Genomic DNA, 16,635 nt, shown 5'->3' with positions numbered 1-16,635 from the left:
AGATATAAATGAAACAAAGAATTGATATAAACGCAGTATTGTTGGCGATATATATATGGATGTTTATGGTTCTTAGAATAGTTTGGTCTTTTAATCCTAATTATTCAACATTGATACTAGGAATACTAGCATTTACTATTGTTATTGTAAGCATATTAAAAAGTGAAAATTTTTCAAATCTAAGATTCTATAGGGGTTTGGCTTTAATTTCAATAATAATATTCTTTTTACTTTTAGATATTCTCTTTAGAAATAATGAAGTAATATTTATTAGATTATATGAATTTATTATATATGGAGTCATACCCATAGTACTATTCTCTCAGATTAAAAATTTTAAGTCTTTTTTTCAAACATATATAATCATCTCTATCATTATTTTTCTAGTTTATGTAGCGGATCCATTAAATAATTATTATTTTAGTGATGGGTATATGGTTTATGGATTTCAAGCAATGCTCCCAGCCTTTTTTGGGTTACACCTAGGAAGAAAAGTATTTAATTTTAAATTTTTATTAATTTTTGAGATCATATCCATTGCTATGATTATAATGTTTGGCAACAGAATGGCGGGTATTGCTGCAATTGTTTTCATTCTGATCATTGATATATTTTATAAGAAAAGAACATTGTTAAAGAGTCTGAAGTATTTCTCTTTTATGATAATTGGGGCTGTCTTAATCATAAACATAAAACCAATTATAGAGTTTATAACTAATTATCTAGCTGATAAAGGATACTCTAGTTATTCAATAAACTCAATGCTCTATTATTTAAACGGTACAATCGATAATTTAAGCTCTGGAAGAGATGTTCTATGGAACAGTGCTATAGAGTTAATTAAAGAAAGCCCCATTTTTGGATATGGCGTGGGGTATTTTGAAAGTGTAAATAACTTATACGTACACAATTTTATATTTGAAATTTTATTAAGCTACGGTTTATTAGGATTAATATTTTATTTATTACTTTTAGTTAGGGCAGTTTATAATATTACAAAAAGTGAAGGATATAAGAAATTATTCGGATTATTACTACTGTGCACCGCTTTTCCAAAACTATTTACAAGTATTTATATATTTATAGAACCTGCTTTTTGGATGTTATTATCTTTGGGATTGAATACTTCTCTTAAAAAATCGAAAAAAGGATTAATAAAAGAAGGAGAAGTTCATGAAAAGTAAATTTATTAATGGTATTGCAAAGTATAAAAAAGACTCATTAATTAAAGGATTTTCAGTTTTATTGAGCGGTACAGTACTAACACAAATAATATCACTATTATTATCTCCAATACTTACAAGATTGTATACACCTGAACAGTATGGAATAAATTCAATATATATATCTCTACTAACAATTTTTGGCGTGTTTGCAACTCTACGTTTTCAATCGGCTATTGCTATTTCTAATTCACATTATGAAAGAAAGGCCTTGTCAAAAGTAGCTGCATACTCTTCTATTATAATTAGTATTTTCATATTTATATTATTGTTGTTAACTAGAGACTGGATATTTGTAAAATTAAATTTACCAAACGATAATTGGTTATTAATGCTATTACCGATATCGATTTTATTTTTGGGTATATATGAGATACTTTTTCAAAATTTATTAAGTCATAATAAATATAAAAGTATGGTGAAGATTTCCATGGTAAAAGTGGCAACTCAAGGGTTGTCTCAAATAATTTTTGCATTTGCTCAGTTAGACTATTTAGGGTTAATCATAGGAAATTTAATATCTTATATTTTTCCAGTAATTATAATGTCTTCGATTATGTTAAAAGAAAGTAAAAATAAACCGAAAGTAACATTAGTTAAAGATGAATATTTTTCAATCGTTAGAAAATATATAGATTTTCCAAGATATGCGCTCCCTTCTCACCTTATTAATATTGCTTCTTATTCATTAATACCAATAGTGATTGCAATTTTATTCAGTGCTGAAGTTGCAGGATATTATGCACTAGCAAACAGATTAATTAATATTCCCATTAGTGCCTTTGGGAATTCATTAAGACAAGTTTATTTGCGTGAAGCAAGTACCGAGCTTTCTAATACTGGAAACATAAAATCTGCATTTTTCAAAACTTCCAAGATTCTATTAATTATATCATTACCATGTGCTATTGTTCTATTTGTCTTTGGACCGGTATTTTTTAGAATCGTATTTGGGGAAGAATGGGGGATTTCTGGAGTATACGTACAAACGTTGATACTACTATTTATTTCTAGACTTATTTTTGCTCCTTTAATTTCTACGGTTAATATTATCGGTAAACAAAGAACTGGGTTAATAGTAAGTGGTGGTTTACTTTTAAGTCTTTTATTAATTAGTTTTATCTTTGGATATTTTCATTTAAAAGAGATTTATTTATTCTTTATATTAATTTCAGTTTCATATACTTTAGTTTATTGTTTATTTTATTTTTTCATATACAAATTAATAAAAGGAGAATATATAGATTATGAAGTTAAAAAAGATAATTCGACAAATGATAATTCGACAAACACATCCGAATAGGTACAATTCAGAAGTTTATGTGAAATATTTAAAGTCAAAAGGATGTAAAATAGGTGAAGGGACCTATTTTTTTAGCCCATTAGATACTGAAGTAGATGTCAGTAGACCTTATTTAATTGAAATAGGAAAGTATTGTAAAATTACAAAAGGTGTTCATATACTGGCTCATGAAAGTCGTTCGGTACTTAGGATGAAGTATGGGAAAATATATAACAGTGCAAAACCTACTAAGATTGGGGATAATGTGTTTGTTGGGATGAAGACAATAATTTTACCTGGTGCAAATATAGGAAATAATGTAATTATTGGAGCAGGTTCTTTAGTGACAAAGGATATTCCCGATAATGTAATAGTAGGTGGAAATCCAGCAAAGGTTATAATGTCACTGGATGAATATAAAGAGAAAAGAGAAAAACTATTATTAGATGAAGCTATTTTTTATGCTCGTAGAATTAAAGAAAATACTGGGAGACTTCCTACTATCAACGAAATGGGAGATTTTTATCCGCTTTATTTCTCTGGTAGTATAAATGAATTAAATAATTTAGGAGTTTTTCCTCGATGTAATGGTGATGATAGAGAAGACTTTATCAAATCAATAAATAATAATCAACCTATGTTCAATAGTTTTAGTAGTTTTATTAATTTTGTTTTTAATAAAGAAGATTAAGATAATATTAGAGTTAAAAATAATAAATCAATGTTGATTTTTCAACTTTAGGAGATGTTTTTTTATGAAAATTACAATAGTTGGGACAGGTTATGTTGGTTTATCCAATGCTATATTATTAGCTCAACATAATGAAGTCATAGCTCTCGATATTATTCAAGAAAAAGTTGATATGATTAATAATAGGAGATCTCCAATCATTGATAGTGAGATAGAGGAATATTTAGCAACTAAAGAATTAAATTTAACTGCAACCACGGACAACTATATGGCATTCAAGGATGCCGAATATGTAATCATTTCAACACCTACCAATTATGATCCAGAAAAAAATTACTTTAACACAAGAACTGTCGAAGCTGTAATTGCTAACGTTTTATCTATTAATCCAGATGCAATAATGGTTATTAAATCAACAGTTCCGGTAGGCTATACAGAAACAGTTCGAGAAAAATTTGAGACAGAAAATATTATCTTTTCTCCTGAATTTTTAAGAGAAGGTAAAGCATTATACGATAATCTCTATCCTTCAAGGATTGTTGTCGGTGAACAATCTGAAAGAGCAAAAGTTTTTACTGATTTGTTAGTAGAAGGAGCAGCTAAAGAAAATATTGACGTCTTATTTACAAATTCAACGGAAGCGGAAGCTATTAAACTATTTGCTAACACATATCTTGCGATGAGAGTGGCATTCTTTAATGAACTCGACTCTTATGCAGAGGTAAGAGGATTGGATAGTAAGCAAATTATTGATGGAGTTGGGCTTGATCCACGTATAGGTAATCATTATAATAATCCATCCTTCGGTTATGGTGGATATTGTCTACCTAAAGATACAAAACAGCTATTGGCCAATTACGAAGATGTTCCAAATAATATAATGACAGCTATCGTAGATGCAAATAGAACCAGAAAAGATCATGTTGCTGAAATGATTATTATGAGGAATCCTAAAATAGTTGGTATTTATAGGCTTACGATGAAAATGGACTCAGATAACTTTAGACAATCAGCTATTCAAGGTGTCATGAAGCGAATAAAAGCTAAAGGTATTGAAGTTGTTGTATATGAGCCAGCACTTCATGAAGAGACATTCTATAATTCAAGAGTAATAAATGATTTTGAAGAATTTAAGAGGGTTTCAGATGTAATTGTTGCAAATCGATTATCTGATGACTTACGTGAAGTAGAGGATAAGGTTTATACAAGAGATTTGTTTAGTAGGGACTAAAAATTTTAATGATATATTAATATAATTTACTCAACTTTCGCACACTGAAATAGGCAGGTAGAGAATGGGACGGGGGGACAGGAAAGTCGAGTGGGACGGGGGGACAGGAAACTCGTACACACATTTTTTTACAATACTGTGAATAAGTGTGTGTGTAATATTCCTGTCCCCTCGTTTCATCTAATAGCAATTGTTATTTCTAATTCTGTAACCTTTGTAATGTATTATCAAATGCTTTGTTTATAGTTTCTTTTAATTCAATTAGAGTTTCTAGATTTAAAGTTGTAAGATTTAATGTAGCTCCTTGTGACTGCTAGAATAAAGTGTACAGTTTTTGCTCGATAAAATGAAATATATATTTACCCAAATATACCAGCAAATAATATAAACCTATCACTGAAGTGGGACGAGGGGACAGGAAAGTCGTCCACACATTTTTTTACAATACTGTTAACAAATGTGTGTATGATATTCCTGTCCCTTCGTTTCATTGAAACAAGTTATTTTTTGGGACATGGGGACAGGAAACTCGTGCACACATTTTTTGGAAGTTTAGTAATAAAAGTTCCAATAAATCTGACTCTTCTTATTCTGGGACATGGGGACAGGAAAGTCGTACACACATTTTTTTACAATATTGTTAACAAATGTGTGTATAATATTCCTGTCCCCTCGTTTCATATATCCGATGATATTGAAAGGGATTTTTTGCGAATTGAGAATCGCAGAAAAATTTTGAAGTTAAATCAGTTATTAAATGAGTTACAACAGAACTGCGATCCACAATTATTTGTCAGGTTAAGCAGGCTTAAAAATGACGTGCTAGAAAATAAAGCCGAATTTAATGATACCCAATTAAATGATTGGTTAAATGAACTTACTCAAATGTTAAAAAGGTGAAATTGTAAAAATGAATGGGAATTAAGGAAGGGACATGGGGACAGGAAATGATGTGACCCCCAAAAGTTAGAGTTTTTATTATGCAGCTAATTGGCTGGTATGGATGCGGAATTGAACCGGACTCATGCCATCCAATTTTTGCTTAATGCGTTTATTGTTATAGTAATCTATATATATATCAATCTTCTCTTTTAATACTTCAAACGAACACAACGGCTCTCCGTGATACATTTCTTGTTTTAGTATGCCAAAGAAGTTCTCCATTGGAGAATTATCCAAACAATTCCCTTTTCGAGACATACTTTGAAATATCTTATTTTCTTTTAGTGTTTTAACCCACTTTTTGTGTTGATATTGACATCCTTGATCAGAGTGAATAGTAGTTCGATACTTTGAATCTTTTACTATGTTTATTGCCTTCAAAAGAGGCTTCAACGTAAGGTCTAATGTTGGACTAGCTCCTATCTCGTAGGAGAGAATTTCCCCATTAAATAAGTCCATGATAGGGCTAAGATAAAGTTTAACACCATTCGTACATTTAAATTCCGTAATATCAGTAGCCAATTTTTGATGGCATACACTTGTTTTAAATCGTCGATTTAAACGATTTTTAGCTATCTTTCCTACATTGCCTTTGTAGGAGTTATACTTTCTAGTTTTTCTACTAAATTTTATACACTTAATCCCTAACTTGTTCATGATACGCTGTACAGCCTTATGATTAACCTTATATCCTTTGTTACGTAACTCTAATCGAACACGACGGTACCCAAAATTACCCCCATGCTCATTGAATATGGACAGAATCAAATCCTCTAGTTCCTGCTTTGGATTTTCCTTTTCCATTGCTTTTATATGATAATGGTAAGTGGATTCTGGAATACCCACTACTACTAAAACATCTTTTAATTTGAAGGTTTCTTTGAGTTCGAATGATAACGCTGCTTGTGCTTTTCGAGATAGCCTTCCGGATCCATCTGAAAAGCTCTTAACTTTTTTAGATATTCTACCTCTAAGCGCAGTAGTTCGTTCTCTCTTTCTAACCTTTGTTCATTCGTCATTTCTTCTTGTTTTTTCTTATTTTTAGACATGGGAGGCCGTCCTTTTTGTTTATTCAGGCCTTCCAATCCACCTCCAACAGTGACAGCTCTCATCCACCTAGATACGGTAGTTGAATTAGTTATACCAAAGTGAAGGGCGGTTTCCATAGCTGAAGAACCTGTTCTCTTCATAAAGCTTAATACATCTAGCTTGAATTGAACAGTATATGTTTCTGTGCTCCTTCTATTTTCTAAACCTTTTTCACCAAATTTCTCATAGGCCTTTATCCATCTATGGATCAATGATTTTGATTGAATGCCATACTTATTTGCCAGAGGGTATAAATGCTAACTTAAGAATGTACAAAAATGATTATTTAAAAATGTACAGCTTTGATAAGTTAATGGATAATATTCTAGAGGTGAAAGAATATTATGCATATGCAAATCAGTGTTAATACAGATATTGAAATTAAGAGTTTAGCAGACTTACCAAAATTAAAATTATTAATGGAGAGCTTAAAGATGAAAATCAATAAGAGTAAATTGGCCCGGGATATGGGTGTAGATCGGAGGACGATTGACAAATATCTAAAGGGATATAAGCCGAAAAGCACTCGTAAAAGAACATCAAAAGTGGATGAATACTATGAGGTCATAAAGTTGCTTCTGTCAGAAGGATCCATTCAAAAATTTTATTACAAGAGAGTTCTATGGCAATACTTGAAAGATAATCATGGCTTAGATTGTGGACAATCAACTTTTAGAAAATACATATCCAGTAAATCGGAATTCCAAAGTTATTTTAAATCAGAGAAGCGTAAGAGTACAGTTAGTGAAGTGGTCCGTTTTGAAACACCACCAGCAGAACAAGCGCAATTAGATTGGAAAGAAAATATTCGCTATATTACAAAAGACGGGGAAATCCTATATGTGAATGTATATGTATTATTACTTTCCTATTCAAGGTTTCGTACATACAACCTATCAATCTCTAAGTCTCAAAGTATATTATTGTCATTCCTTACGGAAAGTTTTGAGGCATTTGGAGGAGTGCCGAAAACCATTCTGACAGACAACATGAAAACGATTATGGACGAACCTCGAACAGAATATCAAAAAGGAAAAGTAAACGAGAAATTTTTTCAATTTTCTAAGGATATGGGATTTGAAGTAAAGCCCTGTATCGCTGGGAGACCGAGGACAAAAGGAAAAGTAGAATCACCAATGAAACTACTTGATGAAATTCACGCATATCAAGGAAAGTTTGATTATGAAGAGCTTTATCAATTTGTCCAAAAGTTATGTGATCGTATTAACAATAGCTATCATCAAGGAACAGGAAAAATCCCAATACTAGCAATAAATAAAGAAAGAAATCTCCTATCCCCATTACCACATGAACGAATAAGAGATTCCTATAGAATTGATCATACACCTGTAAAAGTAAATCCGTCTAATATGGTTACTTACAAATCCAATCAGTATTCAGTCCCACCTGGATACATCGGAAAAACGGTTCGTTTACAAGTATATGACAACCATATCTTTGTTTATTATAACACGGATTTAATTGTCCAACACCCTATTCGCCAGTCAAAAATTAATTACAAGCCGGAGCATTACGCTGATACATTAGCAAGAGGACTACCGTCCTCTACGAATATAGAAGAACTGGCAATGAAAAACTTAGAGGCAATTAATGAGGTGTATAAAAATGAATAGCAGCTATAACAAACTTGTAAAAAATTTAGAGTATTTAAAGTTAAAACAAATGGTCCTGCATCTCGATGAAACCATTGATTTTATGACCAAGAATGAATTGTCGTTTACAGACACTATGATCAAACTGACGGACTATGAAATTGACATGAAGGAAGTAAACATGGTGAGGTCAATGGTAAAAGTCGGTGCATTTCCGCATTTTAAGGAAATAAAAGACTTTGATTTTGACTTTCAACCATCGATTAATAAACAACAAATCTTAGACTTTACTACCTTACGGTTTATTGAACAGAAAGAAAATATCGTTTTTTTGGGAACAAGTGGAGTAGGGAAAACTCATTTAGCAACAGCGATTGGAATCGCAGCTGCCAAGAAAAGAACGAGCACCTATTTTATTAAATGTAATGATTTAATTCTAAATCTAAAAAAGGCGAAACTTGAAAATCGTTTAGAAACCAGGCTGAAACATTATGCGAAATACAAGCTACTGATTATTGATGAAATTGGCTACCTTCCAATTGACGCAGAAGATGCCAAGTTATTTTTCCAGTTAATCGATATGAGATATGAACAGAAGAGCACTATTTTGACAACAAATGCCAGCTTCAAAACATGGGGTGAAATATTTCAAGACCCTAAAATAGCCAATGCCATTTTAGACCGTGTTCTTCATCACGCCACAGTGGTTAATATTATCGGCGACTCATATCGGTTAAAAGATCATTTTAACAGGGAAAACAAAGTACAAGGAGATAAATAATATGAGTGAAATGGTATTAGAGGCGATAAAATTCTTTCGGTCGTACGGAGTAAAATGTGACGATGATGACAAATGGGTTCAGGAATGGTTGAATAGTGATCCAAGTAGAAAGGTTTCAAAAGAAGCCTTCTGTGAAGAAGACCTTTACGATTTTAATGAATGGTGTAGATGGAAAGGCTCAGTATATGAAAAAGGAATAGATGATCAAACAAAGATTGAAAGATTATTAGAAGAAATAAATGAACTTAAGAGTGAAATAATCGTTCTAAGGAAGCAAAATAATGAGTTAGAAGCTCGATTAAGGATGAATACTTTTTAACAACAGCTTCCCCCAATCTAACAAGGTTGGGGGAAAGAAAAAGTGTAAAAGTAACAAAAGTGTACATTCTAAAGTGAGCAAAAATGTACATTTTAACCTTGACATTTATAAGAGGGCGCAATCCGAGTTTTCCTTCTTGATACTCCTTAACCACCATTATCTTTAAATCTTCACTATATTTCCTAGTCAACTGACTCACCCCAAAGGTTAGATTTTGACTCTAACTTTTGGGGTTCACCACAAAACTCGTCTACACAGAAAATGGAAATTGATAATAACCCGAAAGGGCGATTACTCATGAATTCTCACAAAGAAAACCATGTGAATTAAAAGCGTCTAATAAAAACAAGCAAAGTTTCTATGGGACGGGGGGACAGGAAACTCGTCTACACAGAAATTGGAAATTTAAAAAAGCCCGAAAGGCAGTTTACTCTTGATTTCTCTAAAAGAAAACCATGTGAAATCAAAAGCGTCCAATAGAAACAAGCAATGTTTCTATTGGACGCTTTTATATAATTATGAAGTTTATGCTACTTACGCTTCCAACCTTCTACTTCCTTTATCCCCTGTATCTCTTTGTAAAGGGGGCAAGGAGTCGGTGGTTCTTAAAATAGTATGTTCATTAATGGGACGAGGGGACAGGAAAGTCATGTACACAGAAATTGGAAATTAGGCGCCTTACTCATGATTATTCTCAAAGAAAACCATCCGAAATCAAGACTACAATAGAAACAAGCAATGTTTCTATTGTAGTCTTTTATATTATTTTGAAGTTTACATTGCTAACGCTTCGATTGTGGTACTTCCTTTATCCATTATGACCTCGTTACCACTACTTCACCTCTTCGTTTTCATCTAATAACATAATGTACGGAAACATTTCTTCCTGAAATTCACCGAACAATTCTTCAGCGCCGTTTAATCCTAGTGCTTTTGAGATTTTAAGTAACGTGAAAATACTCGGGTTACTTTCTCCTCGTTCAATCTCCCCAATATAATTTCTATTTAGAGAAGCAAACTCGGCTAAGTCAGATTGATGCCAGCCTTTTGCCTTCCGTTTTTCTCGTATGATAGAACCAACGAATTTAGGAGATTCATTTATATCTAACATAGAAAAATCACTCCTTTCATTTTCATTAGTATTTAGAGTAAATATTCGTCTATAGACGGTATGGTGTACATGAGAAAGTATAGAAAAAAACACCATTCGTCTTTTGTTCAGAATGTTCCGCCTTGCGCAATCTACTTTTAAGTAAACAGTCTCGAAGATAAAATTGTAAACGAGCACATTGTTTCAGCACCTCTTTTTCAAATTAATTCAGAACATAATCTGAGATAATGTGCTCGTTTTTCCATTATATTTCGGAATGTGCAAAATCTTATTCATTTTATTTCAGATTTTATTGATAAAGAAAAGACCCTAAAACGGGTCCTCGACTTCCAAATAATTTTGTGGATACACTTGTACCTCATGGGACGGGGGGACAGGAAAGTCGTACACACATTTTTTTACAATACTGTTAACAAATGTGTGTATAATATTCCTGTCCCCTCGTTTCATAGAGATCGGAAAGAGAAAGCAGAAGAGGAACGAAAAGCACTCAAGCGTTTTATGAAAAACTTGAAGGCTTATATAAAAAGTGAACCAAAAGCCTTCCCAACTGCAATCTATACGGATGTTGTAAACCATGCGGCTGTTTATAAAGATGGAAGGATTGTGTATCATTTGCGTTTTGGTTTGGAATGGACAACCGACGAAGTGTATGCGACTTTTCAAGAACAATGTGAAAAACAGCGGTGGGCGAAGTTTAAAGAAAAACACGAAGCTCTTCTTAAAGGGCCAGAAGTAGCGGCTCTTCTTGAGTATTGCCATGAACCGAGGACAGTAAAAGAGATGTTTGCTTTCATGCAGGAAAGAATGCAAATCGGTAAAACCAAGCTTGTTGATAGAATAGTTATGCCATTGTTTAAAGAAGGAACGTTTGAACGCTTCCTGCAAAAAAGGGCACCGAACATTAGAGAATATGCGTATCAAGTAAAAGAAAGGTAAAATAGAATGAAATATAAGATTTGTTATTTGTTACAAGAACGGTCTTTTAAAAATGAATTTTATTGAATTTTCTTTGAGAATTGGTTTAATAAGCATTTCTAATGGGAATATAACTAATGAATATGTTAATAAAATTTACTAAAAAAATAACATTAGATGGGACATGGGGACAGGAAGAGACCACTGAAAAACCCCTCCTAATAAATGTAAATAAATAAAAAAAAAACCTTCCTTTATCAAAATTTGGTATAATTAGAAACGACCAAGAATCTAATTATCAAACGAAAAGGAAGGTTTTCTTCTATGCTTAAAGAAAAAGATATGCAGTTAAGCATCTACTCCGAATTATACTATAAAATCCCCAAAAATCATACACTCAAACTTGTCAGAGAAGCAGTTGATTTTTCTTATATTAACAAAGTACTGGAAAAATCGTATTGTAAATACTATGGTAGGCCTGCCAAAGAACCAGAAATGATGGTTAAATTACTCGTTCTTGGATACCTTTATAATCTTTCTGACGAAAGAGTAATAGAAGATGCTTCCCTTAATCTAGCTTATATGTACTTTCTAGATATTAATCCTGAAGACACACTACCACACCCCAGCCTGTTAGCCAAGTTTAGAAAACACAGACTACAGGATGTCTCGTTAGATGATATTATAGCCCTATTTGTTAAACAATGCGTCGATAAAGGGATTATCAAAGGTAGTTCCGTAAGTATTGATACCACTCATACAGAAGCTAACACGTTCAAAGCTACACCCGAACGGGTGATGAAAAGATTAGTTAGTAAGATGTTTAAAACATTAAAAGAGGAAGTAGAAAAAATTCCAAGTGATATCAATCAAGAAATCCCGGATTATAAAGAAATTGAAGACCCTAAAGTTGCGAAAGAAACAATGAAAGCCTATGTTGAAGAAACTATCACCACAGTAACAGAAAACGTAGACGTAGAAACTACACCCAAGACAAAAGCAGTGATTGAAAATGCGAAAGAAATACTATCCGACCCAAAGTTTTTAGCCCAAAAAGGGGTACGTTCTATTGTTGACCAAGAAGCAAGAGTTGGGCACAAAAGTAAAACTTCCAACTTCTTTGGATATAAAACAGAATTTATGATTACAACAGAAGATAGAATTATTACTTCCGTAAGGGTAGGCAATGGGGCATACGTGGACGGTAGTTTTTTTGACGAGCTATTACAACTCACTATAAAGTCTGGTATTTCGGTTGAAGAACTATATGGAGATAAGGCATATTTCAAAAAAGTAATTTTGGACAAATTAAAAGAAATAAAAGCAGCTGCCTACATACCTGTAAGTGAAATGGCTTATAGAATTAATGAAGAGTTATTTAGTTATAACAAAGACGCTGATCAATGGAGTTGCGAACAGGGGAATACGACTATAAAAAAATATTATAAGAACACCAAAAACAGACAATCGTACAAATATTACTTTGATAGAGAAAAATGTAAAGCCTGTCCAATCAGGACAGATTGTATTAAAGGAAAAAATGTTGGAAAAATCTTAGAAGTTGGAATCAACACACCAGAATTCTATGAATATAGCCAACAACAAAAACAACCAGAGTTTAAAGAAAAGTATAAAAAGAGAGCATGCCAAGAATGGAAAAACGGCGAAATGAAATGCTTTCACGGGCTAGATCGTGCCAGGGGGTACGGTCTCAAAAGCATGTCTACACAAGCAAAATTAACTGCATTAGCAGTTAATATAAAGAGGATAGGAAAGATCCTATCCTCCAAAACAGGGTAAAAAACACTGGTTAGCATCAAAATAGGACAACATTTTCCTTATTGAGGGGTAAAAGTTGTCCTTATTATTTTTTTTGTTTCAAAAAAAGGGACTTTTTCAGTGATTTCGGACAGGAAAGTCGTCCACAGATTGGGACGGGGGGACAGGAAACTCGTCTACACAGAAATTGGAAATTAGTAATAGCCTGAAAAGGCGTTTACTCATAAATTCTCTCAAAGAGAATCAACCAAAATCAAAAGGCTCCAATAGAAACAAGCAATGTTTCTATTGGAGTTTTTTGTAAAAAGAAAACCCTAGGCTAGGCCTAGGGTTCCAAAAAGCTTACAGCGAGGTATTAAAAAAACTCTTCCGAGATGCTAAAATATTTTTGGTTCGCCAACCAAAATATCAGCATTCGGAGGAGTTTTTTATGTCAAAAGACACTAATAGTTTAGCACACACAACTTGGAATTGTAAGTATCACATTGTATTTGCACCAAAATATAGAAGACAAGTTATTTATGGAAAAATCAAAAAGGATATTGGAGAAATACTACGAACTTTATGTGAAAGAAAAGGTGTAGAAATTATAGAAGCAACGGCGTGTAAAGATCACGTACATATGTTAGTTAGTATACCACCAAAAATAAGTGTATCTTCATTTGTAGGCTATTTAAAAGGGAAGAGTAGCTTAATGATATTTGATCGTCATGCAAACTTAAAATATCGCTATGGGAATCGAAAGTTTTGGTGTACTGGATACTATGTGGATACCGTTGGAAGAAACAAAAAGGTAATAGAAGAATATCTTCGCAATCAAATACAAGATGATATAGTCGCAGAACAAATAAGTATGATGGAATATATAGATCCATTCACAGGAGAAGAGGTAAAGAAAAAGAAAAAGAGATGAGTGGAAGGCCTTTGAGGTCTGGCCGGTAACAGTAGTGCAACTGGCGAACCATTCAGTAGCCCTTTAGGGTTTGGCCAGCAACAAAGGCTTCCAGCCGCAGAGAAAACCACCCGTTATCACGGGTGGTTTTTATTTAATACATATGAATCTTAAGATATTACTGCTTCAACCTTCGTATTTTCTCTGTTCAACGGGCGTGATGTAAAATAGTTTGGATTTTTGAAGGGAAATAGGGAGTTCGACCCGTTTTTTTATTATTTTATTAATAAATTCTTCTTTTTTACCATTTGGGACGGGGGGACAGGAAACTCGTCTACACAGAAATTGGAAATTAGTAATAGCCTGAAAAGGCGTTTACTCATAAATTCTCTCAAAGAGAATCAACCAAAATCAAAAGGCTCCAATAGAAACAAGCAATGTTTCTATTGGAGTTTTTTAATATATATGAATCTTAAGATATTAATGCTTCAACTTTCGTATTTTCTCTGATCAACGGGAGTGATGTAAAATAGTTTGGATTTTTGAAGGAAAAATAGGGAGTTCGACCTGTTTTTTTTATTATTTGAATCAATTTCATAATTGCTTCTTTTAAAAAAATCTAGACTGTCCCTAACGGGATTTAATTCCGTTTTTAAAAATTAAGCTGCTTGGTTTTGCTGATTATCCATCATCTTTCTAATGCGGTCTACGGCTAATTTTGAAGCATTATAGACAAGTGTGATTAAATCATGGGACGAGGGGACAGTGATCTGTACCCCATGTCAAGGACATTTATAATAAGGGACATTAAGCCGCACTTAAAAGATGATTCCTGTATTCTACAGGAGTCATCTTATTTAAATTCCACTGATATCTTGATTCGTTATAATACTTCATATAACTGCTAACTTCCTTTTTAAGCTCTTCTAAGTTCTGGCATTCCTTAATATCAGCTTCATCTTTAAAATGACCAAAGAATGACTCCTGGAGAGCGTTATCCCAACAGTTTCCTCTTCGTGACATTGATTGGATTAACCCGATTTTCTTCGCTTTCTTTTGATAAATTGGACTTGTGTAATGAACACCTTGATCCGAATGAATAATCGCATCTTTGAAGAGTTTAACTTTCCTCTTTTTCTTTAATTGATTTAGTGTTTCCGTAGCTAAATCCATCTTAAATTGAGTTGATAGATTAAAAGCTAAAACTTCGCTGGTTGAACCGTCAATTATGGTAGATAAATAGGCTTTCTGTCCCTTTCCATAATAAAGAAAGGTAATATCAGTAAATAACACTTTCCAAGGGATCCCTTGTTTAAATTCACGGTTTACACGATTAGAGACAACAGTGTGCTCTTGCGTTGCTTTCATAATTCTCCGGTATGGATTGGCTCTTCGGATAGGACAAACGATATTATACTTTTTCATAATTCGACGAATACGTTTTAGGTTGTAGTTGATTTTTAATTTACCGGCCAATGTCATCTTGATTTGTTTTGCGCCTTTTTTATATCGTTTATTTAAATTCCTAGCTTTTAAGATCCATTCTTTAAGTGCTTCATCCTTTTTCTCACGTAGTTCTCGTCTCTCTTGAGAGGCTTTTGAAAAAAAGTTATAGTAACCAGAGCGTGACACACCAGCGATTTTACATAGATAACTTACCATATGCTTTAAATTAAATTTCTCAATAACGTAGCGAATTAGTTCAAACTTTCGAGCCGAAGAAACTACTTGTCTGTTTTCAGCCCCCTTTCCATCATTTCTAGCTTTTTTAATAATTCGTTTTCGGCTTTTAGGAGTTGAATTTGTGCTTCCAACTTTGCATTCTTTTCTTCTAATGATAGTTCTTTTTTCTTCCTACCATGCCCTGGTTGTTTACGCGCATCACTCAAGGCACCAATCCCTTGTTCTTTGTAGACTTTACGCCACCTGTAAGCAGACTTTCGTATTCTCGAACCCCCTAGTAAATCCACATCAAAGCCATGATCTCTAAAGATTTCTCTAGGCAACTTGCCATCTCTATCTTCGGCAATAAAAATCCGTCTGAATTCATCTGTATAGGTAATAACTGTTGACGTGACTGACTGTACATAAGGATGTTTTTGCAGCTCTTTCATTTCTTTTTCCGTAAATGATTTTTGGTTCATTTTTACTCTCTCCGCATCATCGTTTTTTCCTATTATACATCATAAAAAAGTACCCTATAGAGGGTGTCCCTTAATTAAGGTGTCCACTCTATAGGGTACAGTTTACAGGAAAGTCGTCTACACAAAAACTGGAAATTAAATGGGACGAGGGGACAGGAAACACTAGCGTTGCATAACTTTCAAAAAAATCCATAATTTCATTAATTATGGATTTACATTTAATAAAAAAACTCCTATTGTAGAATGTGTGACCTTGTTTTGTTCCCTTAAACAAACAAGTCATCTACAAAGGAGCTTTAAAAATGAATAAAGATAGTATAGAACGTGAAATGCTTATTTGTCTATGTTTATCACTTCTTCCTACTGAGGATTTTTGGGACATAGGGACAGGAAAGTTGTACACACATTTTTTTACAATACTGTTAACAAATGTGTGTATAATATTCCTGTCCCCTCGTTTCATTTTTTCAGAATTACTATTGAAAGAAGTATCTTCGTTGCTGGTCGATGCTTCGATGTTTGAGATTACTTATGTAGACGGGACTACTGCTAATTACAACTATACGACAGATAGTAGTGGACGGATTACTGGGATTGATAAGGTGGAGGAGGGATAGTTC

14 protein-coding genes and 1 pseudogene are annotated in these 16,635 nt (G+C 33.1%); 11 read left to right on the top strand and 4 right to left on the bottom strand.

The annotated features are described in order from the left end of the window. Nucleotides 1-8 precede the first annotated feature (8 nt). From O1A01_RS23640 to O1A01_RS23625, 4 genes are all read left to right on the top strand, one after another. Nucleotides 9-1,184, top strand: coding sequence for an O-antigen polymerase (locus O1A01_RS23640; RefSeq protein ID WP_270065167.1), 1,176 nt, complete (start codon nucleotides 9-11; stop codon nucleotides 1,182-1,184). Then, the gene (locus tag O1A01_RS23635) at nucleotides 1,174-2,526 is read left to right on the top strand and encodes a lipopolysaccharide biosynthesis protein (protein WP_270065166.1); all 1,353 of its coding nucleotides are present in this window, start codon (nucleotides 1,174-1,176) and stop codon (nucleotides 2,524-2,526) included. Before O1A01_RS23640 ends, O1A01_RS23635 begins: the two co-directional genes overlap by 11 nt. Next, complete coding sequence (locus O1A01_RS23630; protein WP_270065165.1) at nucleotides 2,471-3,196, top strand: acyltransferase; 726 nt, start codon at nucleotides 2,471-2,473, stop codon at nucleotides 3,194-3,196. Before O1A01_RS23635 ends, O1A01_RS23630 begins: the two co-directional genes overlap by 56 nt. Nucleotides 3,197-3,260: 64 nt before the next feature. Next, on the top strand, nucleotides 3,261-4,427 hold the full coding sequence (locus O1A01_RS23625; protein WP_270065164.1) for a nucleotide sugar dehydrogenase: 1,167 nt from the start codon (nucleotides 3,261-3,263) through the stop codon (nucleotides 4,425-4,427). Nucleotides 4,428-5,405: 978 nt separating this feature from the next. Here the strand turns inward: O1A01_RS23625 and O1A01_RS23620 are convergent. Both O1A01_RS23620 and O1A01_RS23615 read right to left on the bottom strand, forming a co-directional pair. Beyond that, complete coding sequence (locus O1A01_RS23620; RefSeq protein WP_157729300.1) at nucleotides 5,406-6,332, bottom strand: IS3 family transposase; 927 nt, start codon at nucleotides 6,330-6,332, stop codon at nucleotides 5,406-5,408. Continuing rightward, on the bottom strand, nucleotides 6,233-6,559 hold the full coding sequence (locus O1A01_RS23615) for a helix-turn-helix domain-containing protein (protein WP_270065163.1): 327 nt from the start codon (nucleotides 6,557-6,559) through the stop codon (nucleotides 6,233-6,235). The genes O1A01_RS23620 and O1A01_RS23615 overlap by 100 nt, the downstream gene beginning before the upstream one ends. A gap of 243 nt (nucleotides 6,560-6,802) precedes the next feature. Here O1A01_RS23615 and istA point away from each other — a divergent pair, with 243 nt between their 5' ends. From istA to O1A01_RS23600, 3 genes are read left to right on the top strand one after another with little or no spacing between them, the layout of a single operon-like run. Next, a complete protein-coding gene (gene istA / locus O1A01_RS23610; protein ID WP_270064575.1) occupies nucleotides 6,803-8,092 on the top strand; it encodes an IS21 family transposase in 1,290 nt (429 codons plus the stop codon). Beyond that, the gene (gene istB / locus O1A01_RS23605; RefSeq protein ID WP_066417888.1) at nucleotides 8,085-8,852 is read left to right on the top strand and encodes an IS21-like element helper ATPase IstB; all 768 of its coding nucleotides are present in this window, start codon (nucleotides 8,085-8,087) and stop codon (nucleotides 8,850-8,852) included. The genes istA and istB overlap by 8 nt, the downstream gene beginning before the upstream one ends. A gap of 1 nt (nucleotide 8,853) precedes the next feature. Further along, entirely contained in the window at nucleotides 8,854-9,171 is a 318-nt protein-coding gene (locus tag O1A01_RS23600) for a hypothetical protein (protein ID WP_066417896.1), read from the top strand. Between the two features lie 832 nt (nucleotides 9,172-10,003). Here O1A01_RS23600 and O1A01_RS23595 read toward each other — a convergent pair. Next, complete coding sequence (locus O1A01_RS23595; RefSeq protein ID WP_270065162.1) at nucleotides 10,004-10,282, bottom strand: helix-turn-helix domain-containing protein; 279 nt, start codon at nucleotides 10,280-10,282, stop codon at nucleotides 10,004-10,006. Between the two features lie 258 nt (nucleotides 10,283-10,540). Between O1A01_RS23595 and O1A01_RS23590 the strand changes: the two genes are divergently transcribed. The 3 genes and pseudogenes from O1A01_RS23590 to tnpA all read left to right on the top strand — a co-directional run bounded on the left by O1A01_RS23590 (nucleotide 10,541) and on the right by tnpA (nucleotide 13,892). Further along, nucleotides 10,541-11,221, top strand: coding sequence for a hypothetical protein (locus O1A01_RS23590; RefSeq protein WP_270065161.1), 681 nt, complete (start codon nucleotides 10,541-10,543; stop codon nucleotides 11,219-11,221). A 303-nt stretch (nucleotides 11,222-11,524) separates the two neighbouring features. Then, nucleotides 11,525-12,991: pseudogene (locus O1A01_RS23585) on the top strand (IS1182 family transposase); the annotation flags it as partial. A 418-nt stretch (nucleotides 12,992-13,409) separates the two neighbouring features. After that, nucleotides 13,410-13,892 (top strand): IS200/IS605 family transposase, encoded by a 483-nt coding sequence (tnpA, locus tag O1A01_RS23580; protein WP_270065160.1) that lies wholly within the window; start codon nucleotides 13,410-13,412, stop codon nucleotides 13,890-13,892. A 786-nt stretch (nucleotides 13,893-14,678) separates the two neighbouring features. Here tnpA and O1A01_RS23575 read toward each other — a convergent pair. Beyond that, a protein-coding gene (locus O1A01_RS23575; protein WP_270065159.1) for an IS3 family transposase occupies nucleotides 14,679-16,015 on the bottom strand; the annotation gives its coding sequence in 2 pieces (ribosomal slippage) (nucleotides 14,679-15,634 and nucleotides 15,634-16,015; 1,338 coding nt in all). Nucleotides 16,016-16,317: 302 nt separating this feature from the next. Between O1A01_RS23575 and O1A01_RS23570 the strand changes: the two genes are divergently transcribed. Further along, the gene (locus O1A01_RS23570) at nucleotides 16,318-16,632 is read left to right on the top strand and encodes a hypothetical protein (protein ID WP_270065158.1); all 315 of its coding nucleotides are present in this window, start codon (nucleotides 16,318-16,320) and stop codon (nucleotides 16,630-16,632) included. Nucleotides 16,633-16,635: the final 3 nt, after the last annotated feature.

Origin of the sequence: Sutcliffiella sp. NC1 (assembly GCF_027594365.1) — a bacterium.
Taxonomy (GTDB): domain Bacteria; phylum Bacillota; class Bacilli; order Bacillales; family Bacillaceae_I; genus Sutcliffiella; species Sutcliffiella cohnii.
Note: the sequence above shows the minus strand (reverse complement) of the source record. Positions and strands in the feature narration are given on the sequence as shown.